Consider the following 25199-nt stretch of genomic DNA (forward strand, 5'->3'; position numbering starts at 1 on the left):
TTTCTCATTGTTGCCGAGCGAAGCGGCGGAGTGCTCGCGACATCCACAGCATCGCACCGCCGATCGTCGCCAGTGCGATGGACCCCGGTTCGGGCACGGCGCTGACGGCGACGGTGAATGCAGAAGGGACCACGCCCAACCCGAACTCGCGCTGCCAGGCCAGGAAATCGGCTCCGTCGGTGAGGCCGTCGGCGTTCGCATCAGCGGCCGCCGTCGGGCCGACGTTCCCGGTCCAAATGGTCAGGTCGTCTCCATCGACGTCGTCGTCATTGTCGAAGTCGGCGGTGAGCCGGTTGATCGTCAGTTTGTCGAATAACACTTGCCCCGCAAACAAGGGCGACGGCGGGATGAACAGATTTGTGCTGACGCGGACGTCGGTGAAGAAGCCATCCGCCGGGACGACGAAGGAGGAGGTTACCGTCGTCCACTGGCCGGGCGTGAAGTTGCGTGACTGGAGCGTGACGTTGTGTTCGCCCTTGAATGAGCCAGCCGTGCCGCCGTCGGGAGCAAGTTGATCAAAAGAACGAACTTGAGCGAGGATCCCTTCATAGATATCGCTGTCCGGAATGTACGGCTCCTGACTGACGCCGAGGAACTTCACATCGATCGAGAAGAAGAGCGTTTCGCCCGGTACGGTCTCGAACGCCTCGGAGCGCCAGTCAGCCCCGACGCCGAACGGCGGATTGGACGCATCTTCCACAAAATTTAGCGCCAGCGAGCTCACGCCCGCGCCGTCAGAATCGTCGCCAGCATTGTCGCCCGCGACGTTGTTCATGTTGGTCGGGTTGATCAGTTCGGTCAGCGGCGTGGGGTGGGCGCCGGGATCGGTAATCGAGCGAAACCAGCCCGACGGCGCTTCGTAGCCGTAGGCGTCGAGGACGGGAGCCTCGGTTTCGTCGCGCTGGATCTCCTCAAAATCGCCGTTGGGGACGAGGTTTTGAGCGAAGAGCGTCGGCGCCATTCCGAGTGCTGCCGCCACAGCGATGGTCCAGGTGAAGCGATTCATTGCGATTCCTCCTTGGTGAAGGGCCTCTCGCGTGCGATCGGAGAACGGCGAGAAGGCAGCCAGATCAGTCGTGCGAAGCATGCCGGCCCACATACCGACCTGCCGTCAAACAGTTCAACGTTGAGCCATCGCCAAACAGGCGGCGCCGATGAGTGCGCACACCGCGGCGCTAGGTTCCGGCACGGCAACGAACGGCGCCGCGGCGACGACGGCCGCGGCGCTCTGCCCCAGGTTGCGTTGCCATACCAAATAGTCCGCGCCGTCGCTGTCTCCGTCGCCGTCGGCGTCGGAACCGGCGCTCATGCCGAAATCGAGTTTCCATTTCTGCAGATCGGCCCCGGTGACCTCGCCGTCAGCGTCGAAGTCGCCAGGGATGGCTGCGCGCAGGAGTTGGACGTTGTCGATGAGCGCTTGCCCGCCGGCGAATTGGCCGAAGTAAGTGCTGAGCCGCACGTCGCCGATCGGCGCTCCGGCCGGGACGACGACGGTCGTCGAGTAGGTATGCCACTCGCCGGCAGCGTAATCGGCGGCGTCAAGAAACTTTACCGCCTCGCCGGCGAACGTGCCGCCTGAGCCTTGCGATCCGGTGAAGAAGCGCGCGTCCGCGCGAAAGCCGCTGCCAGCGGGAACGTTGAGGAACTTGAAGTCAAAGCTGAACTCAAGCTGCTCGCTTGGCTCGACGTCGATTTCGCTTGAACGCCAATCGACGTTGGCTTGACTGAGCGCCGCGGCGCGCTGGCCCGCGCCGTCGGAGTCTTCGCCGGTGACGAGTTGCGTACCGTTTGGCGCGTAATACCAATCGGCGGGGCGATTGGCATTAGCCGCGGCCGGCGTCTCGAAATCGCCGTTCTTGAGCAGGTTCTTGCCGAACATCGGGTCGACCGAGTCGCCGAAATTGTTCCGCAGGTGGATCATCAGTTCTTCAAGCGTGACGACGTTTACCGAATTACTGAGATTGTTGACGATGTAGTTGACGTTGCTCATCGGGTCGCCCTGGCCGCCGTCTGAGAGGCTGGTCGACCAGGGATGAACGTTGACGATGGTATACGAGGCTTGATTGTTCAGCGGGTCGGTCGGCGCATTGTTGAGGGCGGAGACGATTTCGTTCGGCGTGTCAAACCCGTCCCAGAGGCTGTACTTCACCGAAACGATCGGCTTTCCTTCGTGCCAGGTGATCTGCCCGTTACGGCCCTTGTAGGCGTTGCCTGTTTTCAACATGAGGCCGAGGATTTCTGGTCGCTCGACCATCTGCTGCAGCTTGGCCATATTTGGCGAATCGTCGAGGACGGAGATGATGTTCTGGTCGACCTCCTCCATCGCTTGGACGGACGCATCCATGAAGCCGCCGACGTCGGGCGTTTGGCTCGGGTAGTTCAATCCTTCGCCGCCGGCGGCGACGAAGAAGGTGCGGTGTTCGTCGCCGGCCGCCTCGTCGTAAATGTACTTCAACGCGACCGGGTTCGACTCCCGCAGGGCAGGGCTCATATCAAACGTCATGTCAAAGGCGCCGCGATGCTCCGAGCCAAACCAACGATTGCTGCGCGCGAAGTCGTTGGTGAGCCACTGGACGTTGTCCCCGTCGCTCATGACGAAGGCGACGTAGTGAGTTCCCGCCTCCGTCGGAGTCGAGGGTGCGACGTGCGACGCCTGCGCCGGGATGGGCGCTTCCCACTTCGAGAGCGCCGCCGACGACTGGTAATGGTCGGCCGGGACGCCCATCAGGTTATGTTGCGACGCGGAGCCGAAGAACTCGCCTTCGTCGTTGTCGTAGCCCCAGCCGTAAACGAGCGAATGGTCGTTCTGCCCCGCAAGATAACCGTCGCGCTCGGCGCCCGTGGCATTGAAGACGAAGCCGGCGCTGGCCACGGCGTAGCTGCGCAGTTGATAGGTGAACTGCGGTTGCTGCCGGAAGATCAGATCTTTGTTGAATTGCGCGCCGTAGTTGCTGTAAACCCACGCGCTATCGCGTCCCCGAACGTCCGCCACCTGAGCCAGCCCAGCCTGATTCAGGGCGGAACCGATCGCACCCGCGAGCAGCGAAGAGTCAACCATCACGGCGCCCAGGGCCCCGGCGACGCTGGTCGCTTCGTTGATCGTCGCGGCATCGTAGACGACGTAGCCGCTGAGCTGTGATTTGTAGCGATCGATGAACCACGGCACGCTTCCTTGCCACACCTTGCCGACGCCCGGGTGATCGTCGAGGTAACGGTCGACCCAAAACTCGGGGTCGGAGTTTGAGTTGCCGAACTGAAAGCCCATGGCCACGTCGGCGGTCGTTCGGGCGACGATGCCCGAGAGGCTCGCCATCAAGGCGTTGCGCTCGGCCGAGCCCTGGTTCAAGTCGTACATGAAGATGACGCCGGGGGTCGCGGCCAGCGCCTGGGAAGGGCATGTCCAGAGCCCGAGGAGGGCCGCGACGGCGGTTGGGAATTGCCTGAGCGTCTTTCGTTTCGCGATCATCATGCAGAGATGCAAATGGCCGAGGCGTTCAATCCGCGCCGCGATGAGAGCGGTAAGCTCCCTGGGGCGGAGGAGAAGGGGGGGATAAAGGCGTTGAGGACGATTGTGCGACATTATTGCCGCCTTTGGATAGTCGCAAGCGCAGCGGCTTCGTTTCCAAACGCAGCCGCCGCGCGTTGCGACCTCGATGTCAGCTAGCTCCGGTCTAGCGGCGACGGCTGCGCGTCGCGGCGACTCCCGTCACGCCGGCCATCGCGAGCAGCGACATGGTGGCCGGTTCGGGGATGCGGGTGACCGAAATGTTGTCGAACCGCAGTTCCCCCACGAGGGGGTCTCCGAATAGCCCTGCACTGATGCGGATGTCGGCAAAGTTCGGGACGAGCAGCGGCGGGAGCGACCCGGCGGGAACGTTAATGGTGAACGGCCCTAGCGTTTGCCACACGCCGGGCGTGACGCCCGAAACGTCGACCTGATGGACGTCTTCGCCTTGGAAGCTGCCGGCCGTGCCGCCGTCGCCCCCCTGGCCAGTGAAGAATCGCAAGTCAGCGCGGAACGTGCCGGTCGAGCCTTGTGCGACCTTGTAGTCGACCGACCAAGTGAGTTGCTCGTTCGCGGCGACGGCAAAAGCCGTCGAACGCCAGTCGCCGCCGTTGCCCGCAGAGACGCTGCTGGTTCCGACGCCGTCCGAATCGTCGTTCGTGACGTATCCGATCGTGCCGCCGCTGAACCAATCGTCGGGAGCCGAGTTGGCTTCGGCGTCAACTTCGAAGTCGCCGTTGGGGACCAGAGTTGCCTGAGCAACGTTCGCCGCCCCAAAAAACAGCAGTGACATCGCCCATATCGCGAGCATGCCGCCCGTAGTTCTCAACATCATGAGCCACCTCCCAGTGCGAAGGAAAAAGAAAGTTGGAAGTTAGTTTTACTGCCGCCTCATTGGACCGATACCGGTTCCCATCACGAGGCAACGGCAGCGATCAACCTTTGTTCGTATTGGCTTCATAAGTGTACGGAATGATCACCAGGAGTTCCGTCGAGTGGTCCCACGTTAGAACTCTGCCAGCATTCCCGCTGGAATGGCCATCGGAATGGACCATTACAGATCAGCTTGGCCCGAGAGCCGTCAAGTTCGCCGCGACCCCGAGAGACAATGAGCGTGAACCCCCCCTCGAATAGATCCGGCGGCGAACCCCGTTATTTCATAAAACGCCGCAAGGAAGTCCCGGCGCGCGGTAAAGACGCCGGCAGGCTACTGCAACGGCCGTGCCGGTGATTATGCCACTCAAGTTTGCAGGTCCCGAAAGTCAACGAGCGGCCGGCGAATGTAAGCGGATTGCCTAGCTGCAACTCGCAAGCCATGCCTTCCCGCTTGGATCGCTGATAGCTAAACGAAGTCACCCTGCGCCAAAAGAGCTCCGCCCCGCAGCTGCCAGCGCCAGGCGTGTGGCGCCTGGCGCTGGCAGCCCGCCGCGGGCCTTACGCGCCGCGAGGCGCACCCTCGCCAAGGAACGTCGTCCAGCTGTCGTAGAGCTCGCGGCGCAGCTGACTGACGCGTCCGGCGGTCAGCTGACAGAGCGCCGCGACGACGCTGGTGCGCTCCCCCTGGGCCAGGGCGTGGACGACCCGCTGGTCGCGCACGGGCAGCGAGGCGAACCACTGGCCGAAGTCGATCCGTAGCGCCGCCAGCTCGGCGGGCGTGGCGCGGCGAGAGTCGCACAGCTCGGCGGCCACGTCGATCGATTCGGTGCGCCGGCCGCGCAAGCACCACTTGCGGGAGCCGACGTCGGCCGCATTGTCGCGGCTCCCCAAGAGCCGCCCCGCTCGATAGCGACGCACGGCGAACCGGGCCAGCGTCGTGGGGTAAGCGCGACCGCCGCGTCCCGACGCCGCCAGCCGCGCGTAGTCGACGGCCGCGGCGGCCAAGGTCGTCTGCACGGCTTCGTCTCGTTCTTCGGGCGCAAGCTTCCGAAAGGCGACTCGGGCGTACCGCTCGATCGTCGGCGCCATCTCGATGAACGCGGCTTGCCACGCCCGCGTGGCGTGGAGGCTCTCCGTTGTTTCTGCCGCAAGAGTCATGGCAGCTTCCTCTCTGCTGGGACCGGCGCGGGAGGCGCGGCGGTCGGGTGAATAAACGTGAACCGCGCGCGCCGCGCGGCCGAAGCATCGCGAGGCGCCGCCGGTCGGCCGGCTCGCCCGCGAGGCCGCTTTGGCTTGCTCGGCGCGAGCTAGCAGGCCCAGTGATTTTTGGCGCGAAACGGCGATCGATTTAGTGCGCGCCGCGGCGGCGCAATCCGGGCCGTCTGCGAGCCAGCGAAGATCCGCTGCGGGGCAGGGGGCTCCGGCCGTTGGGGGGACGAGCCGCTCCGGGGCAGTGGCAGGGGAAGAGCAGGGGCGACGGGGAGCCAGCAGGCGCCCGAGCGGACGTTGAACTGCCCTTGGTCGTCTGCTTATCCTGGACAGACCCACCCGCGAGCATCCGCATGAAGTTGACCACCACTCATCGCTACGCCGTTACCGCCTGTTTGCACTTGGCGGACGTCCCGCCAGGCGAGCTCATCAGTTGCGGGGCGCTATGCGAAGCGGGGGACATGCCCGAACGATACGTTGTGCGGTTGTTGCAGCAGCTAACGGTGGCCGGAGCCGTCCGCAGCGTGAAAGGTCGCCACGGCGGTTTCGCCCTCGCCAAGCCCGCTGCGCAGATCACGCTGCTGGACATCATGACGGCGCTCGACGGGCCACTATGGATCCGCGACGTAGGCGACCTGTCGATGATGGCTCCCGCGTCCCGCCGCGCCATTGCCGCGGCGTTCGCAGCGATCGAGGCCGAAACAAAACAGCAGCTCGGGGGGATCACGCTGGCGCAGTTGCGCAAGGGGCCCAGGCGACGCAGCGCCGGCTAGCGACGCGGCCTCTCGACCTTTTCCCAGCGCCGTCTGGACAACGCCCATTGATTCCGCCTGACAGGACGCGACGATCCGTCAGTCTCCAGTCAGCCATGGCGGACATGCCGCTTCCCGATTCGGGGACTGGCGTCACCAATGGTTTGTCCAGGTAGATCACGCTTAACTCGCTTAGAAGCCCGGCGCCGGTTCTCGCTTGGAAAGCATCAGCGGCTGGTCAAAATGGCGATCGACCGACTGAATGTCTCGGGGGCTCGCTGACGCGTTGCAGCGAAAGGCGGCTCCGCGGACGTACTGGCCGATCCCAGGGCGTCACGAGCGAATCTGTGCGGTCATTCGGACGCGATAGAATTGGGCAGCTTCCGGGTCTTTGTTAGAGGTATCCATGTCGGGATCATCGCGAGAGCAGATCGAGAGTGAGCAACAATTCTGGGGTCGCCAGTCGATTGTCTGGGCGATCAATCTACGGTCTATCGACACCGGTCATGGAAGTCGAGATAAATCGTGGATCGTCATCTCAATAAAGGAAGCCCACGCCATCGCAGATGAGTTCTGGGTAGAGTCAGTTCGGGAAACCCAAGGTAACGCTGAAGGGGCTATTCTTACATACGCTCGCAAGATTCAGGACTGGTGTGCTACCCATCGAAGGTGGACGCCACCAGCGCCGTAACTCAACTTGCCGTCGCGGATCAAAGACCAAAAATATGATTGACGATGATGGTCTAACGTCAGAAGAACTTAACGCGATAGGCTACCGATTGCGCCCCGACGGTCGCCTGCGACTTCTGCGATCGTGGAAGTCACAATGCCCGGTCTGCGCTCTGTGGTTTCAAAGGCTGAAGCAGGGCCAGTGCTGGAAATGTTGCGACGCGAGGATCGCCGCACTCGAGGACGTGATAGGGGACAACCGTGATCACACCACGCTCCCCGCTTCGCCGTGACGGATGAGTAAGTTCCAGTAGACTTTCCGCCCGTGCAGGGCGGCTGACGCCGCTGCACGCCAAAACACGACCATCGCACCGTACAGGCAGGTCCCGGACTCTGCTATAATGCGCCCCATGGCAGAGGTCACGCAACTCATCGACGCGATCGGCCAAAAGCGCGATCAGGCGGCTGAAAAGCTCCTGGCGCTCGTCTACGACGAGCTCCGCCGCCTCGCCGCGGCCCGCATTGCTCATGAACAGCCCGGGCAAACGTTGCAGGCGACCGCGCTGGTGCATGAGGCGTATCTGCGCCTGGTGGGCGGTGAGAGCGGGAAAAATTGGCAAAATCGGGGCCATTTCTTTGCCGCCGCCGCTGAGGCTATGCGGCGGATCCTGATCGAAACGGCGCGGCGTAAGAAGACCCTCAAGCGAGGGGGACAGTTCGAGCGGTGCGATTTGGAGATCGCGGCTCCCGAAGCGGCGGGCGACGACGTCGACATCCTTGCCGTGAATGAGGCGCTCGACGAACTGGCCCGCGAGCATGCCGTGAAGGCCGAGTTGGTCAAGTTGCGCTATTTTGCGGGCCTCACGCTCGATGAATCGGCGTCCGCGCTCGGCATTTCAAACGCCACGGCCGATCGGTACTGGCGATATGCACGGGCCTGGCTCGCCCAACGGCTCCGAGCAGAAGGGTCGCAGTGGGGGGATTTCGCAATGAATCGCCATTTGGCGGGTCATTTGATGCCTTTGGGACGTCAACTGCGCATTGAATCATGATCGGAGTGACTCACATGCGTGCCACCATCCCGCCCAATCCACTTCCGCCCGTGACGCCGATTCCTGCTGATGAGGAATCGATCTTTATCGCTGCGCTCGATCTCCCAGACGAGCGCGAGCGGTCGGCGTATCTCGACCAATCTTGCCGCGAAAATCCCGCCCTGCGGCGGCAAATTGAGCTGTTGCTCTCGGCCTTTGGCGAGGGGCAGTTTTTGGAATCGCCGGCGGCTGGCGTCGCCGTCGCGCGCGCGCCGGCGCCAGTTAGCGAAAAACCCGGCTCGACCATCGGGCCCTACAAACTGCTGGAGCAAATCGGCGAAGGGGGCATGGGCCTGGTCTTTATGGCCGAGCAGACGCGGCCGCTGCGGCGTCGGGTGGCGCTGAAGGTCATCAAGCCGGGGCTGGATACGCGGTCGGTCATCGCGCGGTTCGAAGCCGAGCGGCAAGCGCTGGCGCTGATGGACCACCCCAATATCGCGCGGGTGTACGACGCGGGGGCCACCGAGGGGCGCCGTCCGTACTTCGTGATGGAGTTGGTCCGCGGGGCGCCGATCACGGACTACTGCAACGAGCGGGGCGTGGGCCTCCGCGATCGCTTGGAGTTGTTCATCAAGGTGTGCGAGGCCGTGCAGCACGCCCATCAGAAGGGCGTGATTCATCGTGACCTCAAACCGACGAATATTTTGGTGAGTCAGACGGATACGGCGCCTTTGCCGAAGGTGATTGACTTCGGCGTGGCGAAGGCGACGAGCCAGCAGCTGACCGAGCGGACGCTGTTCACGAATTTTGCCCAGATCGTCGGTACGCCGCTTTACATGAGCCCGGAGCAGGCGGATCTGGACAACCAGGACGTCGACACGCGCAGCGACGTGTATTCGCTGGGCGTGGTGCTGTACGAGCTGCTGACAGGCGTCACTCCGTTCGACGGCGAAAGGCTTCGGAGCGTAGGCCAAGACGAAATGCGGCGGATTATCCGCGAGGAGGAGCCGCCGCGGCCAAGCACGCGAGCGACAACCGTCGCGGTGGCAACAACCGCCGCCGCACCCCAGTCCGGCAGCCGGCCAACATCGGCCCCATCGGCACTCCGGGGCGAGCTCGACTGGATCGTGATGAAGGCGCTCGAAAAGGACCGGCGACGGCGCTACGATTCGGCCAGTGGATTGGCGGCCGACGTGCGGCGATACCTGGACCACGAGCCCGTCGAAGCGGCGGCGCCTTCGTTGATCTACCTTGCGCGAAAATTCGTGCGCCGGCACCGCGGGCGAGTCGCCCTGGGCGCACTATTGCTTGCCGTATGCGCGATGGGCATTGTTGGCCTGGGCATCAGCACGATCGCGATCGCCGACTCCCTGGATCAGACAAAAGCCGCTGAGCGCCAGGCCGCTCAAGATCGCGACCAGTTCCGCAGCGAACGCGATCGCGCCGAGGCCAACTTGTACGTCGCCGACGTGCGTCTCGCCCATGAGGAGTGGAAGCAGGCGCACGTGGCTGCGACGACCCGCCTACTGAACGCGCATCTGCCCCAACCCGGCGAGCGAGACCTACGCGGGTGGGAATGGCACTACTTGGCCGGGCTGTCTCAGCGAGGCTCCGTCGTGCTCGGTGATACGACTGGTCAATTCCGCGCTGCCGCCTGGAGTCCCGACGGCAGACGCCTTGCGACAAGTGACGAGAATCATCAGATCAAAACCTGGGACGCCGTCACTCTGCGCGAACTGCGCACGTTCCGGGGCCATGCCGACTTCATTTCTTGGGTTGAGTGGAGCCCCGAAGGGCGCCACATTGCGTCGGCGGATAATCTAGGCATCGTTCGAATTTGGGATGTCGAAACCGGAACATCCTCAACCATCGAGGCCTCAAAAGAGCCCATCAGATGCGTCGCGTGGAGTCCGGACGGAAAACAGCTCGCATCGTGCGGCAATGGCGAAGTGGTGAAGGTCTGGGATGCCGATTCTCATAAGGAACTGCGGCAAGTTCCCGGCCACACGGAAATCGCTTGGCGCGTCGCTTGGAGTCCCGACGGGCGGCGGCTGGCCTCGATCGACAATGCGGGCACAATCCGCGTTTGTGAAGTCGAATCGGGGAACCTCCTCTCATCGCGGCCCGAAGCCCATACCTGGCCCGTGTTAACGATTGCCTGGAGTCCCGATGGGAAAAACTTGGCGACCGGTGCAGGGGATAGCCTCGTCAGGATTTGGGACGTGGACAGCTGGGAAAGCCGCAACTTGGCGGGACACCGCGATGAGGTGACGTCGGTGCGCTGGAGTCCCGACGGCTCCATGCTCGCCTCGTCCAGCGCCGATGGCTCGATTGTCCTCTGGGATGATAAGACTGGGGCTCCGCTGCACACGCTCCGGGGGCACGCCGACGCCGTTCGTGAAGTCCGCTGGAGTCCCGACGGTCGTCGCCTTGCGTCGGCTTCGTGGGACGGCGCCGTGAGGATCTGGGATGCCGCGGGACAGCAGGAGTATTCTCGCTTCAACGCCGAATCCTATGCTGCGTGGAGTCCGGACGGACGACAATTTGCCGCGCTGGCCTCGCCTGCCCGCGGCGTTGTCGAGCGAACGCTGCAAATGTTTGATGCCGCAACTTCCAATCCGGTTGGTGAACCCATCAAATTGCTCAGCGCGGACGGCCCGTTTGTCGATTGGTTTCCTGAAGTGGCGTGGAGCCCGAACGGCGGGATGATTGCGGTTGCTTTTTCGACGCAACACCAAGTTGGCGTCAATATCGTCGACATCGCAACGCGGGCCGAGTTGACGACGTTCACTCTAGCGACGTCCGCTCGGCAGCCGGAGGTTCGTTCCGTTGCATTCAGTCCGGACGCGAGCATGATTGCAGCGGCCATCCTCGGAGGTCAGTCGCGAGTCGTCGCCATTTGGGACGTGGCGAGCGGCCAGCAGCTCGCGAAATTGCCGACGCCAGAGAACGTCCCCGATTCTTTAGCCTGGAGTCCCGACGGCACACGGCTCGCCACGACGACTTTCGACGGCTTTGTGAAGATCTGGAACACGGCCACGTGGCAGGAAGCGATGCAGTTGGACCGGCAACCTCAAGATCGCAGAGTCGGGACCGGCGGTCCGCATCTGGTGTGTTGGAATTCCAACGGCTCTGCACTGGCTGCCGGAACGGTTGCCGGCAGGGTCGTGATTTGGGATGCCGCTACGGGGCGAGATGTGCTGAGTTTTTCGGCCCACGCCGGAAAAATTGCAACAGTTGCATGGAGTCCCGATAACAGCCGCCTCGCCACCGTCGGCTCCGACAAGCTGGCGAAGATTTGGAATGCGGCCACAGGAGCCCATTTGCTGACGCTCGGCGGCAATGGCGTCTCGGTCCGAGACGCGGCATGGAGTCCCGACGGCGAGCACCTGCTCACGTCCGGCGAATCGGGCCACTACATTTGGTCCGCGCCTGGCGCCGCCCGCCGTGGCCGTAAGTGATGTGCGCTCGCGTTGACCTGGCGATGCCTCGCGCGTGGTCTACCTCCACCACGTTCTTGCAATTCGCAACCGGACCAGCGGCTGAATTCTTTCATGACAAAGTCTTAAGAGTTGCGCAGATTGCGACGGGCAGCCCCCGCGTGGAAGGAATTTGATTGCTAAATTCCAACCCCTACCAAGCTTGGGAGACTGCCACGATGGGGAATGTATCAGGAAGCGTGATTCAGGTCGACGAGTCGAGAATTCGCGGTCACGTGGACGAGGTGGTTCGGAGCAGCGTGGAAGCGACGCTGAACGGGCTGCTGGACGCGGAGGCGGACCAGCTCTGCCGCGCCGAGCGCTACGAACGTACGCCTGATCGCGTCGACACGCGCGCCGGCTCATACGAGCGGAAGCTGCAGACGAAGGCGCACCGAGGTGACGCTCAAGGTCCCGCGGCTGCGGAGCTTGCCGTTCGAGACGCAGATCGTCGAGCGTTACCGACGGCGAGAGTCGTCGGTGGAGGAGCGCTGATGGAGTTATACCTCGCCGGAGTGGGCTCTTGTGAAGGGAGCACGTCAGGGAGAGCACCTCTTTAATCGGGTCCAGCTTTTCAATGTATCCGTCGAATTGCGACGGCTTCGCGTGCTTTCCCCACCCATGATTACGGAGTCGTTGCAGGATGAGTAGCACTGCTTGTTGACGACGCGCGCATCCCTTTCGCCCGTTCCAAGTCAGACTTCGACTCCTCCTCTCGACCTAGTGCATGATATGCACGAGCACGCACCTCATATGCATGAGGCATTTTGCCATCTAGTTGAATGGCAGCAGTGATGTCGCTGACCGCTTTTTCGGGCTGTGACGCCTCAAGGTAGGCATCTGCTCGCATGATCAGCACATCCGGATAATCGGGTTCAATAGTGAGTGCTGCTGAGTATTCCTCGATAGCCCGCTCATTGTCCCCGATGCCTCGATATGCGATCCCGCGAAGATTATTTGCATTTGAAAACTGCGGTCTGATTTCGAGAGCCCGTGTTAGGTCACTGATGGCCTTCCCATATTCTTTGCGGCTCAACTGCTCATCGCCACGGAAGAAATACAAATTCGAATCTTCTGGCGATGCTTCGATGGCCAAGTTCAGCATTGTCATCAATGACGTGCTGCATGCGTCACGCAGCTCATCAGTGGATCCGGTGTCCCGCATGCTGAGGATCTGGGAAACGGCCTCGATTCTCAACTCAGGACTTTTTATTGATGGCCCCATCTGCTCGACGACGAGTAACGCCAGCACCGCTTCATTAGAAGGCAATTCAGGGTCCTTTAGCAGCTTCAAAAGATATTCGAACCCCTCTGGGCCAGTGCTAAGGTAACGGAGTCGCTCCCCGTTAAAACTGCTCGGATCATCGCTAGTCGCCGCTGCACTTAGGCTCGACCATTGGAGCTTAGCAAGGCTTTCAAGTCCCTGCTTGTCAGCTCGCGACTCTTCTGCCGCAACTTCGGCAGCGGTAGGCGACTCTGTTTTTGCTCGTGCATCTCCGCAGCCTGCCAAAGCGAGGGTTGCAACTGCGGCAGTTGTTCGAATGAAATGCGAGTATATTAATGCCTTTGCAGTGACATTCACGGTTATATGCCCTTGTTCGGATCGAAACTACTAACCCAGGTTTAGTAAGTACAAGGATCGAGCGTTCTTAGTGAAGATACCTTTTGATGACGTCAAAGCTGATAGTCGCGGAGGGAGCCCGCCGATTTCCGAGAATGAGCGTGGGCGCCCAGGTCACATTCGCAATCTGGGCCTGCTGAATGTCTGCCGCAATCGCGGCGTCGACTCGATCTCCTGAGACAGCTAAAGCTAGCGCCTGTCTATTTAAGTGGAATTGTGATGCTGCCTGGTCGATCAATTCTCCGCTGCTCAACGAAGGGGAAATCCCTAAACACCAAGTGATCACTTCCGGCTGCGAGTCGGTACTCATCAAAGTATGGATTCCTTCGATCAACCGAGTTACTTCGGTTGATCGTGGGTACATGTCGGTCGCCGAGGCTGCGAATTTGGGATTCAGCTCGCGACTAATGGGAAACAGGTAAACCTCAAGCTGAAGATCCGCTTCCTCAGACATTAAACGGAGCAAGCTGTGCCATAGCGGAAGCGCGTCGCGATCAGTCGGCTCTAGGAAAAGCAACGCACGATGCTCGCTATTCGTTCTACCGAAAATGAACCTCGCTGTTCCGCGAGGCGGCACGATCTCCAGTTTGGCGGATTGCCACTCGGCAACGAGGCGATCGTTGGCCGCAGGCGGACGACGATCCCAGCCGATAGGTCGCGGCGTCGGATCTTCACTCAGAAGCCGCTCAACTGCGAGGCGAACATTGTCTGGGTCGCTAGAAGCCCCCCTAATCTCGACGCCGTTGAGGAACACAAACGGAGTGCCGGTTGCGCCTAGCGAATGTGCTTCCGTGATATCGTCTGCTACTGTCTGCTTGACTGCATCGCTTTGCGAGGCAGCTTCCAGAGCCGCATAGTCCCAACCATTGGCTCCGCAAAACGAACGCAAGTCTTCGCCTTCAAGGATACCTAGCGTTGAGAATAAGCGCTTATGCATCTTCCAGAACCCTTCCGCGCCGCCTTGAGGCTCTGCTGCCTCAGCTATATATGCAGCGCGGCAGGCTTGCTTATGAAAGAAATCCCAACTGACGCGATCATTGCACGTCGAACACATTGGATAGTGGCGAATCGACACCGACAGCTCCGGAAAATCCACCAGCATCTGCTCGACTTCCGCGTCGAGCTTCGCGCAATCTTTGCACTGGTAATCATGAAAAATAACCAGACGAGCCTTCGCTGGGTTCGCCCCGCGGTGCCATCGGCCTGTAAAGTCCTGGTTTTCCTCAGCTGCAGCTGCTTCATTCGTTGTTGAAGCCCGCTGTTCGTTCTTGAGGATTTGGTCAATCGAATCGTGAGTTTGAGCAAGCTGCCTCTCCCGCACTAAATTCGAAACCACAAGCTGTGCGATCGCCAATGCGATGGAGACGCTAATCGCCGTCGCCAACGGTCCTTGCCAGCGGAGTTTCGCCGTCGGATCACCGGCTGGCTCCTTCCAGACCAATGTGCAAAGACCGAGATTACTGAGATGAACGACAACGCAGTATGGGCACCAAGCCCCTCCCGAGAACATGATCACTATGAAGCCGATCGAAGCTGCCGCGCCTAGACTGAGCGTGAACTTGACGGCCTTAGGCAATTGCCCAGCAGGCGACGACAATAACGCCGCAACGACGGCGGCGAAATATGCCAAACCAACATAAGATATTGGCCATCCAAATAGCGATCCCCACCGGCCAGCCGACAACTGTGCGCACGCTGAGGTAATGCCGCACCCTGGCAGCGTCATCCCAACAATGTTTTGGATAACAAGCAACGACGTGGCCAGCGTGGCCAATAGTGCTAGGCAAACGCTTCCGAGGCGATAGGCCTGAGGAGATGTGGAGATCACAGTCATGGCACACTGATCCGTGCCGTTCGCCCACGCCTGCTCCGACGGCTAGGACAAAGTAGTCGTTGTTGCCTGCCGAACCGTACTAAGGAATGACCACGACAAGCGGTTAGATTCGGATTGAAAATAGCGAGGATCGCTTTGAGTTGAACGTATCGCAAGGTATTCCATGCGATCATCGCAAGTTTTTGGCTGGCCTCCGCCCGGTCACATGCAGCTCGGATCATTGCAAGCCGACGCTGCCCCGGCGGTCAGGCCAGGAACCGACGGGCCGGCAGCGCTGAGGAGAGCGAAGAGCGCCAGGGCCAGAGCGAGGTAACGGAACATGGGTCGATCCTGTCACAGTAAGGGTTTAAAGTTCGTGATGGGCTCTCTGTTTACCTAAGCGGACGCTACCGGGAAGTCCGGACAGCCATTTTCACCAGGGCTTATTGGCAGCTCGGATCACTGCAAGCCGACGCTGCCCCGGCGGTCAGGCCAGGAACCGACGGGCCGGCGGCGCCGAGGAGAGCGAAGAGCGCCAGGGCCAGAGCTAGGTAACGGAACATGGGTCGATCCTGTCACAGTAAGGGTTTAAAGTTCGTGATGGGCTTTCTGTTTACCTAAGCGGACGTTACCGAGAAGTCCGGACAGGCGTTTTCACCAAGGCTTTTTGGCAGCTCGGATCACTGCAAGCCGAAGCTGCCTCGGCGGTCAGGCCAGGAACTGCGGGGCCGGCGGCGCCGAGGAGATCGAAGCGTGCCAGGGCCAGAGCGAGGTAACGGAACATGGGTCGATGCCTGTCACATTAGCGCTTTAAGTTCGTGATGGGCTCTCTCTAGCGACCTAAGCGGACGCTGCCTCCAAAATGAATTGCGCTGGCAGGCGCAGGCCCGAGACGTGAAACGTGCACGGACGCAGAAAGGCGGAAGAGCAGTTTCATTGATCGCTTACCACTGTGTGAGGAGGTGGAATGATTCAGGGACCGGAGCGTCGTCCAAATAATAATGCGTAAATCGCGTGCGGTTCGGCTCACATGTGGAGCGGAATACCGGATGTTTTCCGAGATGACGGACAAGACAGCGATTTGCACCAGAGGAGTCTGCGTCCGTTCCGCCAAATTTTCGATCACCCAGTGACCTTACTCCTAAACAGTTCGTTACACTGGCAACCGTACGATGGCTGCATCGGTCCGCATACACTCAGTGACAGTCGGCCACTTGCCGGCAGTTTAGGTGCCCTATGGCTCTCGAGAATGTGTTTCGAATGATGCAACGTTATACTTCCGATGGCGGGGATGCGATCGGAGCGTTCGTTAGCGCGGCAGCCGGCATAGGCGTATTGAGTGTCCTCGCTTGGCTGTACGTGCCCGAATTCAACCAAGTAAAGCATCTTGCAGAATGCGGGACCGTCGTCGACGGCACCGTAACGTCTTGTGACGTCAAGGTGAAAGCCGCCTTCAAGCAGTCCGCCCGATACGACTTGCATGTCGACGGGCCTACTGGCCGGGACCGCTTCGACACCGGAATTCAGCGCAAGGTCGGTGAAAAAGTCCACTACGTTAGATCACGCACCGACCACCTGATCCGGGAGCTAAGTCCCGGAACAACTCAAGAGCAGGTGTTCGCCGACCTAATGCTTACGCGTGCGAACGCCCTCGCTGCCGTTCTGGCGTTGGCGGCGTTTGGCTACGCGAGTAGGGGGGCTTACTATGGAATTCGGGCGGTAGTTAAGCCGATCAGCAATCCGACGTCACGTATTAAGTTTCAATATGGCTACGATGTGCTTGTAATGGGATGTCTATTCCTCCTGGGCGTCGGTCTCGGACTCCGCGCCGCGTTTCACTTCCTTGAAGCGGGGCCGATAGGGCTGGCGGTAATCTTGCTATTCGGCGGGCCACTGGCGTCTGGCGCCGGATGCTACCTAGTTTGGTATGTGCTGGGGCGTCGACGGTCCAACGAAGTACGCCGCGTGGCTGAGTCCCTTGGTCTGACCTTTCAACTCGCGGCCGAGGGTGGTTGCGAGCCATCGAAAGGGCTGCCGAACGTGCGCGGCCGAATTGGCAAGTTGCGGAATGTCGTGCGAGGCGTATATGGGGGCGTCGATATTGCGATTTTCGACGTGCGATTGGGAATTCGGATTGTTTATTCGTGCGTCCAAACCGTAATCTGTTTTCCTGAACGATTCGCCTCGTTGCCTGACTTCTCTACTCAGGGGTGGCACGCAAAGGTCCCGCCTGAAGTTCGTGACGCCCTACGCGGCCACGAGCTTTTCGCGGCAAGATCTCACTGCGGAAAGCTGACCCTCTATCGGCCGGGCCGTTTAGTCCGGCCGCACAGCTATCAAGTTCTGCTTCATACGGCAATCGAAGAGCGGGCAGCTTTCTGCAAGCTTACCGAGCCGGCAAATCACATGCAGCCGGCTTCGCTCACACAGGCTGGAAGCAGCGAGAATCCTTGAGCCGATCGGCCCGTGCTGCTGCCCAATGATCCTAGCAATCCTCATCTTGGTTCGCTCGTGCTCCTCGGCGAATGGAAGCCAGTGAATTTGAAGCAGCTGCGAACTCCAGCAGCTCCTGGGGCGGATCCTTTCCTTTCGTCTGGTCGAGTTCATCACCCAGCATGATCGGATGCATGGGCGCCAAGAAGTATGAGCGGCCGAGCATCTTCCTTTGGAGTCCGTTCGAAGCGACCCCACCAATCATTTGCCGTAGCATAGAAACCACAACTTGGATTCTGAATGCGAACGAGTATTTTGTTGAACGGAGCGTAATCGCGGAACCGCCCCATGAAATCAGCTATGCTTTGAAATTCGTTCGAGGATCGGTAGCGAGCACTCTGTCGAAGGAGAGGATCAATCGTGGAAATCCGCACTCGATCCTTCGCGTCCACTCCTCGCAAGGCATTTACGATGTCGCCGCTCTCCGATAAAGACTGGAGATAACTTCGCTGCGATCCCAATGAGACTTAGTCGCACGCCAATTGCTCAACGATATCGATGAAATCCTAGCGTGCTTCAAGTCCAAGAGTATCGTCGTCGTCTGCGAGTAGCTCAGCGGCCCATGAATGCTGGGCGCCGCAAACGATATCGCTGAGCCGCTTCCGGCTGACGTGATCTTCTTCACAACTGTGGGAGCAGGTGTTTAATCGCAGGTCAAGTCGCTTCCAGATGATTGGTTCCAGACTCCTAATCAAGCTCTCGCCTTGCGGATGGAATTGGGCCTACGATATCCGGCGCGGATCAAGGAGTGATGCAAAATGTCGCTTTAGTCACGCACGTGCGGACGCCCGACGTTAGGCCGGTGGATCGGGAATGGCGTCGATCGCCGCCAGCTTCGGGTTTCCGTCCTTCGGCGCGGGGCAATCGCCTGCGGATAACTCGGTCCAGTCATCTCCAGATAGCGTCGACCACTGCATTACTTCCGCGTCATAATCAGGGTTGCTCTGACATACGCAACGCCCCCAAATCTCGTTCTTTTTATTTGCGAAGTAGTAGTAACCGCTCCGCTTGACGTCATTTGGATACCAAAGCATCGTTTGCACGTTGATGACCGTCGGGTCGCTTCGATCTGGGTAACGATACTCGCAGAACCAACGATCACGGTTTGGGTCTTTCTCCCATTGGCTGTACATCGACGTTCCGTTCCACTTGCCGCCGCCGCTCGGCCCTTGCCAATTGCCGGAGAACTTTTCTGCTCCTCGGCTGGCAAACAAGAATTGGCCGGACTTCCCTTGAAACGACCAGTCGCCTGTAATCTGAAAGAACGGTTTTCCCGGTTGCGATTGCGTATCGACGGCGTATTTAACATTCGTCAGGCGACCTCGGCCGAACGACGTATCGTAAGTGCCGTTCCGTCCGCGAAACTTGACCAGAGCATGGACTTCGCGCCCTTGCGCCGTCTCGTAAACGGAGTTCCATGAACTACGGCTCAATGATTCTTCCGTAGGGAAATCGCCATTCGCTTGAATTCGCCCAGAGATCCCCCAGCAGACGATTGCGGTTACAGCCAAAAGAATACTGCGCATGATCCGTTCCCCTTAAGTATCCAGTACCGAACGATATTCCTTGCAAGGACAACGTGGTCGGTGGTGAATCCAATGTGTAGTTTTGTGATTTTCAGCTTCGCCGGACATGCACGTCATGCATGAGGATTTGCGCACTTCCGTGGTATCAATGCCACGGTCTCAACGATTAGACCGTCTGGCAGAAAATAAACGCCGCCAGGACCGGAAAACGCAAGGACTCGTCGAGCTAATGCCGCTGCCCGGCGTCCAAGCACGCACCGACTTACATTAAGCGACCGATGCGAAGCTTTTAGCAGTGCACTTTCGGCAAAACTGCCCATCCACTAACCAATGCGTCGTCCGCTTGTTAAAAGGATCACGCTTATGGAAAAAAACGGCTGGAGTCAAAGCCGGTCCACGTACCAGGGGCAAGTTTGTGGACAGTCGCCCCTCGCAATGATTCCCCTGCTCGTTAACTTCCATCATTCGGACCTCCTTCGGGGACCATTATCCTTCCCCCACCGATGTCCGAAAGTACTGGGCCTATCGTAAAAGCCTCATTCGCAGCCCGGATCGTCGCATGCCATGGCAGTGCCGGCCGTGAGGCCGGGAACGACCGCTCCGACGGCGCCGAGGTCGGTGAAAACGATCAGGATGCGGGCGAGATTACGAAACGTGCTCAGGTCCTTTCAGGAAGCTCGGCGGGCTTGATTGCCGTCCGCCTACCTTCCCATGCGAGTGCCAGACGTCAGGTAGGACAGGCAATTTAAAAAAACTCAGCCGCAGCTCGGATCGTCGCATGCCACGGCAGTGCCGGCCGTGAGGCCGGGAACGACCGCTCCGACGGCGCCGAGGACGGCGAAAACGATCAGGATGAGGGCGAGTTTACGGAACATGGTCAGGTCCTTTCAGGAAGCTCGGCGGGCTTGATTGCCGTCCGCCTACCTTCCCATGCGAATGCCAAGCTGCAGGTAGGACAGGAAAGGCGAGCCCGCGCTTCTTGACCATCCTTGGGCGAGCTTTCGAAGCATTGCAGGATGGGTTCCAACAGTCGTTTACGCCGTCCTGCGTCGTCGCACAGCAGTTGATAGAATTCATCGAATCGCCATTTGCCGCCATCGGATGGTTCGATTCCGGAGTTACCGATAGTGTTTGCTTCAATCTCGACCAAGGCCCCGCCGGCTAGATGACGCAGTCCAGCAAGTCTGCCTGCTCCGGGAGCACCAGAACGAGCCAAACGGAGAAGTTGCCCCCCTTCGGGGTTCTTTTTCCGACGTCCAGATCGAGCAAAAATCACCGACTCCGAGCGCCGCAAAACGACGCGCCAAGATTTCTGCGGATCTTGTCCTCGGCGCGTCGCGGCTCTCGCTTGGGAAAATAGAGGCGCAGAGTGACCGCCTTGATCCTTTCGATTTGAGGAGCCCCTGCCATGAAAACCTTCTTGATGATCGTGACCCTGGCGTGCGGCGGCGCTCTGATCGCCGGGCCGACCGCCCGAAAAGTAACGGCCTGCGACAACCCGGGCTGCATCAACGCGACCGCAGACGTCTCGTTCTGCGATGAGCCGGGCTGCCAGTAAAATTTAGGCAAAACGCTGTCCGTTTACGGCGGCGGCTGGTCTGCCGCAATTCCCTCCCTGGAGATGACGCATGAACAGATCCAAATTATCGATGACATGGTCGCTGACGGCCTTCGCTGTGGTCGTCAGTCTGGTCCGGCCTGCGGCGGCCGAGGCGCCGCTCCTCACCGCGTCGGAACTGGAAAGCCAGGCGACGCTCGCCATCACCGGTCGGGTTCTAGCCATCTATAGCCGCCGCGTGTCCCGACCCGCTGGAGGCGCGCAGACGCATTATCTCCTGGAAATCGATGTAACGTCCTGCGAGAAGGGGGGCGACGTGCGGCCTGGAGAGCTGGCGTACGTCCGCTGCTGGCATGTCACCGAGCCCGATCCCCACCCGCAGCCGGGGACGAACGGGCACGTCATTCCGCGCGAAGGCGCCGTCATTCGGGCGTTTCTCGTCGGCAGCGAACAACCTGGGGCGTCGCGCCCCCGCCGCGGTTGGGACGCACTATTGCCCAATGGATTGATCGAGGTCGAACCTCCCCGCCCCTAAAGCGTCGCCGAGAGTACCTTCAGGCAACGCTCTGAGCCCGGTTGCGGCGATGGGCGCACCGGCGGGCTAACTCTCAGCGCATTCGCTTTGCATCGCCGGCAGTATGAGTTGCTCGAGGCGGCGATTCCCTTGGTTTCGGTCGTGCCCACAGTGCTACGGCGGCGCAATCGCCGCGTCTGCTTCGCGAGGCGGTCCAGGCGAATCCTTGAGCCACCTGTCAAACCATGTCGCCGTCAGTCGCATCGTCTCGGCATGCATCCGCGATTCCAAGACGGTATGGTCGCCGCGAGGATAGGTGACCAACTCGACCGGCGTGCCGACGCGGCTCAATATAGTGTGCAATTCCTTGCTTTGCGACCACGGCACGCGCTTGTCGTGTCGCGCATGCAGCAGGAACACCGGCGTACGGATCGCATGCGCATCGCGCATTGGCGAGCAGCGTTCGAAGGCCTCGCGGCGTTCCCACGGAGGGCCCCCGAAATATGCCTCGAACAGTTCAGGCACTTCCGTCTGTCCGTACACTGCGGAGAGATCTCCGAACGTCCCGCCGAGGAACGCCGCTTTGAACCGATTGGTGCGCGTCAACGCACGCAGCGAAAGATACGCCCCGTAGCAGTAACCGGTCAGCCCCAGCCGCTCGGGGTCGGCGACGCCGATTCGCACAGCCTCGTCCACGCCCGCCAGCACGTCGGCGAGATCGAGTTCCCCCCATCTGCCATTGACGGCCTCGCGAAAAGCCCGACCGTAGCCGTCGCTGCCGCTGGGATTCGGGCAGAGCACGGCGTAGCCACGACCCGCCAACACGTGAACAGGACAAAAGCCGATCTGCGGCGCCGATGACGCGATCTCGGGAGCGAATCCCTGCAAGAAATTACTCGGAGGTCCGCCGTGAAGGTAAACAATCAGCGGTACGCGCTGGTCCGGTTCGCGATCAGCAGGCGTAATCAATAGCCCCTCGATCGGTGCCCCGCTCGCGCCACTCCAGCGTAGCGTCGTCGCCTTGCCGAGTCGCTCTTGAGCTACCTGCGGGTTCAACTCCAGCAGTCGCCGCGGCAAAAAGTCAGGAGCGTCCGCCACGTAGAGATTCGCCGGCATCTCGGGCGAGTCGATCGCCATCGCCAGCCGCTCCCTGCCGTTCGTCCACGAGCACGACCGATGGATGCAGAGTTCGCGGGAAAGCTGGCAGCATTCCAACTTCGTCAGGTCAAGGCGATAGACGTGCCGCGTCATGCCCTTCTCCGCGGTCAAATAGACGGACTTCCCGTCAGCCGACCACACCGGCGGCGCTCCGACGATCATCGTTAGTTGCGCATCGACCGCGCTGGCGAGGCTTTGCACTTCCGCGGTCTCAACGTCAACGACGTTCAGCGCATACGGCTGGAAATAGGCGGCCTCTCCGTCGTTGGAAAAGTACGCGATGCGCTTTCCATCTGGCGACCACGAAGGTTGCTTGTCGCCCCCCGGTCGCTCCACGAGCGGACGGCAGGCGCCCGTCGCGACCTCCACTAGCCAGACGTCTGTCTCGTTATCTGATGTTCGCGCCGATGGCTGGCGGCCAAGCGCGATGCGTCGGCTATCGGGCGCCCACGCGAACGAGTCGATGTGGCCTGCGGCCTCTGCAATCGTCGTCGACTTGCCGCTGCTGACCTGATAAAGAAAGAGTCGATCCGCGATCGGCTCAGCTCCCTCGACCGCTGCGTCGACGGGCGACTCTGACGGCCTCGACGCGGCGGCGTCTCGGCAGAGATAGCCAATGGATACGCTGTCGGGAGACCACTTGAGCATGGACGGCGCAGCGGGAAGCTCAGTGACCAGATCAGTCGTCTCGCCGCTCGCTACGTCGTAACGGCTGACCGCGAATCCCGTAGTCCGTCGCACGAACGCCAATTGCGCGCCATCGGGTGACCAGCAGGGATGGTAGGTCACCGTTCCCGCGTCGATGCGATTTTTCTTCCCCGACGCTACGTCGACCGTTAGCAGTTCAAACCGATAGGAATTGCTCGCGAAATCGGGCTCAGCCACAACGATTGCGACCAAGTCGCCCTGGGGCGAAATCGCGACTTCGTGAAGATGTCGGATCTTCATCATGTCGGAAATCGACAGCGGGCTCGACAGAGCGGGCTGCTGTGCGCTAGCCGGCGAACCTGTCGATACGGCAAGCGCTGCGGCGAACAGAGTCCATCTGCGCAATGAGTTCACGTGACCTCCGTCATGTTGAGTACTCAATTACGATAGCAGCCGCCTGCCGCGAGGGCCTATCGATTATCTCTCGTCGATCCAATGCAGAAAAGCACAAGCCTCGGCAAGGTTGCCGAGGCTCGTGCTTTTTGGTTCTGCCAGTTGCGTCGTTTACTCGACTAACGCCAGATCGAAGGCGGTCCACGGGTCGGCAGGAGCTTCCGGAAGGGCGACCGGACGCCGCACATTGGACGGCGCGTCCACGTTGCCGTCGAAAATCGAGGCGCCGCCGAGGCCCAGCGTCGAGTTTTCTTCTAAGCTCAGCGTCGTGTTTTCTTCGGGGCCCAACCCAACTTGTCCGGCAGCGGCGTAGCCGGCATTAACTAGGATCGAGAACGTCAGGGCGGCGGCGAGAACGAGGCGGGACATGGCTAAGTCTCCTATTTGGCGGGTGTTACCGGCCGAAGCCGGCGAGCTGTTCTGTCTATTGAGCCAAGCGGAGACTGTGGGAGTTGGCGGACAAAGTTTCTCGGATATTTCAGGAGCGATCCACGAGGGGGGAATCGGGTGCAGATAACGCGGCGTCTTTCCCACCGAAGCGGCCGGCACTTTATCGCGACGGGCGGGCGCTTGCCGAGCGTCATCGGCTCTCCACAACCGATTTAGTCGTCGTTTGCGGGGCCGTAGATCCTAGCAACGCTTTCACGCTTATTGCTGCCAAAAGAAACTTTTTTCCAAAGTTCCTGTCCGGTTCTCGTCCCCGAATCCGCTGGGCCTGATAGAGCAAACGCTGCTCCGGCTAAAGTGCGACGCCTGTCGCCGGCCCAACAAATGGTTTCTACGCATAAGGAAAAAGACCCATGAACGCCGCCCTCCTGCTGATCGCCTTGACCGTCGCCCCGCTGCCGATCACCGATGACATCGCCCCCTCCGAGCGATGCAGCCGCACCCCTGTCAACTCCTGTCCAGTCGGAGCTGACGGCTTCGCTGATTGCCAGCGAACGCAGGGCGTCGATGGCATTGAAGGCTCCAAGTCGCCGACCGACTCATTCTACGGCGGACTTCAGTTCGCTGACGGGGACGACGGTTCGGTCGACAGCGAGGAGGACGAGTCCGACATGCCCGTTTCCGTCAGCGGCGGTTTTGCATGATCCGAGTCCAAGGGAAATGATCAACTCGCCCCGACTCGCCGGCCGCTGGCCACGGGTCGGGGCGACGTTTTTGATAAGAGTCCTAGTCGAGCGTAAAACGCGAGCCTGTTGCTTGTGTTTTCGTCATGAGTCATAAATAATCTGGAGCGGCAATTCCAATCCGCGGATTAGTGAGATGTCGGAATCAACCATCACTGCCAGCCGCGTCGAAAAGCTCCTGGCCGAGCTCCGGTCGGGTCACGCCGAAGCGCGCAACGAGTTACTTGAGGCCACGTGCAATCGCTTGATGGCGCTCACCCGTAAGCTCAAGCGATCATTCCCGCAGGTCGGCCGTTGGGAGCAAACCGAGGACGTCTTCCAAAACTCTTCGCTCCGGCTGTACCAGGCGATGGCCGACGTCGAGATCGTCGACGCCCTCCACTTTTACCGCCTCGCCGCCCTGCAAATTCGCCGCGAGCTGATCGATCTCTCGCGTCGCTATGACGGCCCTCACGGCCTGGGCCGTCATCACATGACGACGCGCGCCACGGCCAACGATGACCAGTCGCGGCCGCCGTCCTTCGAAGCGGCGGAGGACACCAACGACCCGGCTGCCGTCGCGCAGTGGGCGGAATTCCACGAGATGATCGAGGCCTTGCCGGAAGAACAGCGCGAAGTAACCGAACTCATCTGGTACCACAGCCTAAGCCAGGACGAGGCGGCGGCCCTGTTGGAAGTCGACGCGCGCACGGTAAGACGCCGCTGGCGGGCCGCCCGGATGGCGTTGCACGACCGTCTGCACGGAGAGCTTCCCAGCGAATAGG

The 25199-nt window shown here is 60.7% G+C and carries 17 protein-coding genes and 1 pseudogene; 9 read left to right on the forward strand and 9 right to left on the reverse strand.

Going from position 1 to position 25199, the window contains the following annotated elements; genetic code table 11:
• Positions 1–4: 4 nt before the first annotated feature.
• The 4 genes from I41_RS12415 to I41_RS12430 all read right to left on the reverse strand — a co-directional run bounded on the left by I41_RS12415 (position 5) and on the right by I41_RS12430 (position 5539).
• On the reverse strand, positions 5–1006 hold the full coding sequence (locus tag I41_RS12415; protein WP_145432994.1) for a hypothetical protein: 1002 nt from the start codon (positions 1004–1006) through the stop codon (positions 5–7).
• Positions 1007–1120: 114 nt separating this feature from the next.
• A complete protein-coding gene (locus tag I41_RS12420) occupies positions 1121–3580 on the reverse strand; it encodes a GxGYxYP domain-containing protein (RefSeq protein ID WP_145432995.1) in 2460 nt (819 codons plus the stop codon).
• 91 nt (positions 3581–3671) lie between these two features.
• Positions 3672–4340 (reverse strand): hypothetical protein, encoded by a 669-nt coding sequence (locus tag I41_RS12425; RefSeq protein ID WP_145432996.1) that lies wholly within the window; start codon positions 4338–4340, stop codon positions 3672–3674.
• A 599-nt stretch (positions 4341–4939) separates the two neighbouring features.
• Positions 4940–5539: a hypothetical protein gene (locus I41_RS12430; protein WP_145432997.1), complete on the reverse strand. Its 600-nt coding sequence runs from the start codon at positions 5537–5539 to the stop codon at positions 4940–4942.
• Positions 5540–5943: 404 nt separating this feature from the next.
• On the opposite strand from I41_RS12430, the gene I41_RS12435 reads away from it, so the two are divergent.
• The 4 genes and pseudogenes from I41_RS12435 to I41_RS28770 form a co-directional block, all read left to right on the forward strand.
• A complete protein-coding gene (locus I41_RS12435) occupies positions 5944–6363 on the forward strand; it encodes an RrF2 family transcriptional regulator (RefSeq protein ID WP_145432998.1) in 420 nt (139 codons plus the stop codon).
• A gap of 1058 nt (positions 6364–7421) precedes the next feature.
• Positions 7422–8063: an ECF-type sigma factor gene (locus I41_RS12440; RefSeq protein WP_145432999.1), complete on the forward strand. Its 642-nt coding sequence runs from the start codon at positions 7422–7424 to the stop codon at positions 8061–8063.
• Positions 8064–8077: 14 nt separating this feature from the next.
• On the forward strand, positions 8078–11503 hold the full coding sequence (locus tag I41_RS12445; protein WP_145433000.1) for a serine/threonine-protein kinase: 3426 nt from the start codon (positions 8078–8080) through the stop codon (positions 11501–11503).
• A gap of 197 nt (positions 11504–11700) precedes the next feature.
• Positions 11701–12039, forward strand: a pseudogene (locus tag I41_RS28770) (transposase); the annotation flags it as partial.
• Positions 12040–12146: 107 nt separating this feature from the next.
• On the opposite strand, the gene I41_RS12455 reads toward I41_RS28770, so the two are convergent.
• On the reverse strand, positions 12147–13103 hold the full coding sequence (locus tag I41_RS12455; protein ID WP_145433001.1) for a tetratricopeptide repeat protein: 957 nt from the start codon (positions 13101–13103) through the stop codon (positions 12147–12149).
• Positions 13104–13170: 67 nt separating this feature from the next.
• Complete coding sequence (locus I41_RS12460) at positions 13171–14976, reverse strand: DsbA family protein (RefSeq protein ID WP_145433002.1); 1806 nt, start codon at positions 14974–14976, stop codon at positions 13171–13173.
• 1239 nt (positions 14977–16215) lie between these two features.
• Between I41_RS12460 and I41_RS12465 the strand changes: the two genes are divergently transcribed.
• Positions 16216–17409: a hypothetical protein gene (locus I41_RS12465; RefSeq protein ID WP_145433003.1), complete on the forward strand. Its 1194-nt coding sequence runs from the start codon at positions 16216–16218 to the stop codon at positions 17407–17409.
• 833 nt (positions 17410–18242) lie between these two features.
• On the opposite strand, the gene I41_RS12470 is transcribed toward I41_RS12465, so the two are convergent.
• Complete coding sequence (locus I41_RS12470; RefSeq protein ID WP_145433004.1) at positions 18243–18881, reverse strand: hypothetical protein; 639 nt, start codon at positions 18879–18881, stop codon at positions 18243–18245.
• A gap of 1501 nt (positions 18882–20382) precedes the next feature.
• Here I41_RS12470 and I41_RS27240 point away from each other — a divergent pair.
• A complete protein-coding gene (locus I41_RS27240; protein ID WP_168206862.1) occupies positions 20383–20532 on the forward strand; it encodes a hypothetical protein in 150 nt (49 codons plus the stop codon).
• A gap of 70 nt (positions 20533–20602) precedes the next feature.
• A complete protein-coding gene (locus tag I41_RS12475; protein ID WP_145433005.1) occupies positions 20603–21067 on the forward strand; it encodes a hypothetical protein in 465 nt (154 codons plus the stop codon).
• 153 nt (positions 21068–21220) lie between these two features.
• Here I41_RS12475 and I41_RS12480 read toward each other — a convergent pair whose 3' ends face one another.
• Together I41_RS12480 and I41_RS12485 are read right to left on the reverse strand one after the other, a co-directional pair.
• Positions 21221–23155, reverse strand: a complete 1935-nt coding sequence (locus tag I41_RS12480; protein WP_145433006.1) for a S9 family peptidase — start codon at positions 23153–23155, stop codon at positions 21221–21223.
• 261 nt (positions 23156–23416) lie between these two features.
• A complete protein-coding gene (locus I41_RS12485) occupies positions 23417–23674 on the reverse strand; it encodes a hypothetical protein (RefSeq protein WP_145433007.1) in 258 nt (85 codons plus the stop codon).
• Between the two features lie 431 nt (positions 23675–24105).
• Between I41_RS12485 and I41_RS12490 the strand changes: the two genes are divergently transcribed.
• Together I41_RS12490 and I41_RS12495 are read left to right on the forward strand one after the other, a co-directional pair.
• The gene (locus I41_RS12490) at positions 24106–24396 is read left to right on the forward strand and encodes a hypothetical protein (RefSeq protein ID WP_145433008.1); all 291 of its coding nucleotides are present in this window, start codon (positions 24106–24108) and stop codon (positions 24394–24396) included.
• Positions 24397–24571: 175 nt separating this feature from the next.
• Positions 24572–25198, forward strand: a complete 627-nt coding sequence (locus I41_RS12495) for an RNA polymerase sigma factor (RefSeq protein ID WP_145433009.1) — start codon at positions 24572–24574, stop codon at positions 25196–25198.
• Position 25199: the final 1 nt, after the last annotated feature.

Source organism: Lacipirellula limnantheis (assembly GCF_007746075.1).
Taxonomy (GTDB): Bacteria; Planctomycetota; Planctomycetia; order Pirellulales; family Lacipirellulaceae; genus Lacipirellula; species Lacipirellula limnantheis.

Excerpts from the sequence above, each read along its gene's own strand:
- I41_RS12465 (WP_145433003.1), top strand. The coding sequence starts at position 16,216 with ATGATGCAACGTTATACTTCCGATGGCGGGGATGCGATCGGAGCGTTC.
- I41_RS12430 (WP_145432997.1), bottom strand. The coding sequence starts at position 5,539 with ATGACTCTTGCGGCAGAAACAACGGAGAGCCTCCACGCCACGCGGGCG.
- I41_RS12435 (WP_145432998.1), top strand. The coding sequence starts at position 5,944 with ATGAAGTTGACCACCACTCATCGCTACGCCGTTACCGCCTGTTTGCAC.
- I41_RS12485 (WP_145433007.1), bottom strand. The coding sequence starts at position 23,674 with ATGTCCCGCCTCGTTCTCGCCGCCGCCCTGACGTTCTCGATCCTAGTT.
- I41_RS12440 (WP_145432999.1), top strand. The coding sequence starts at position 7,422 with ATGGCAGAGGTCACGCAACTCATCGACGCGATCGGCCAAAAGCGCGAT.
- I41_RS12420 (WP_145432995.1), bottom strand. The coding sequence starts at position 3,580 with ATGTCGCACAATCGTCCTCAACGCCTTTATCCCCCCCTTCTCCTCCGC.
- I41_RS12495 (WP_145433009.1), top strand. The coding sequence starts at position 24,572 with ATGTCGGAATCAACCATCACTGCCAGCCGCGTCGAAAAGCTCCTGGCC.
- I41_RS12490 (WP_145433008.1), top strand. The coding sequence starts at position 24,106 with ATGAACGCCGCCCTCCTGCTGATCGCCTTGACCGTCGCCCCGCTGCCG.
- I41_RS12425 (WP_145432996.1), bottom strand. The coding sequence starts at position 4,340 with ATGATGTTGAGAACTACGGGCGGCATGCTCGCGATATGGGCGATGTCA.
- I41_RS12415 (WP_145432994.1), bottom strand. The coding sequence starts at position 1,006 with ATGAATCGCTTCACCTGGACCATCGCTGTGGCGGCAGCACTCGGAATG.
- I41_RS27240 (WP_168206862.1), top strand. The coding sequence starts at position 20,383 with ATGAAAACCTTCTTGATGATCGTGACCCTGGCGTGCGGCGGCGCTCTG.
- I41_RS12460 (WP_145433002.1), bottom strand. The coding sequence starts at position 14,976 with ATGACTGTGATCTCCACATCTCCTCAGGCCTATCGCCTCGGAAGCGTT.
- I41_RS12480 (WP_145433006.1), bottom strand. The coding sequence starts at position 23,155 with ATGATGAAGATCCGACATCTTCACGAAGTCGCGATTTCGCCCCAGGGC.
- I41_RS12445 (WP_145433000.1), top strand. The coding sequence starts at position 8,078 with ATGCGTGCCACCATCCCGCCCAATCCACTTCCGCCCGTGACGCCGATT.
- I41_RS12475 (WP_145433005.1), top strand. The coding sequence starts at position 20,603 with ATGAACAGATCCAAATTATCGATGACATGGTCGCTGACGGCCTTCGCT.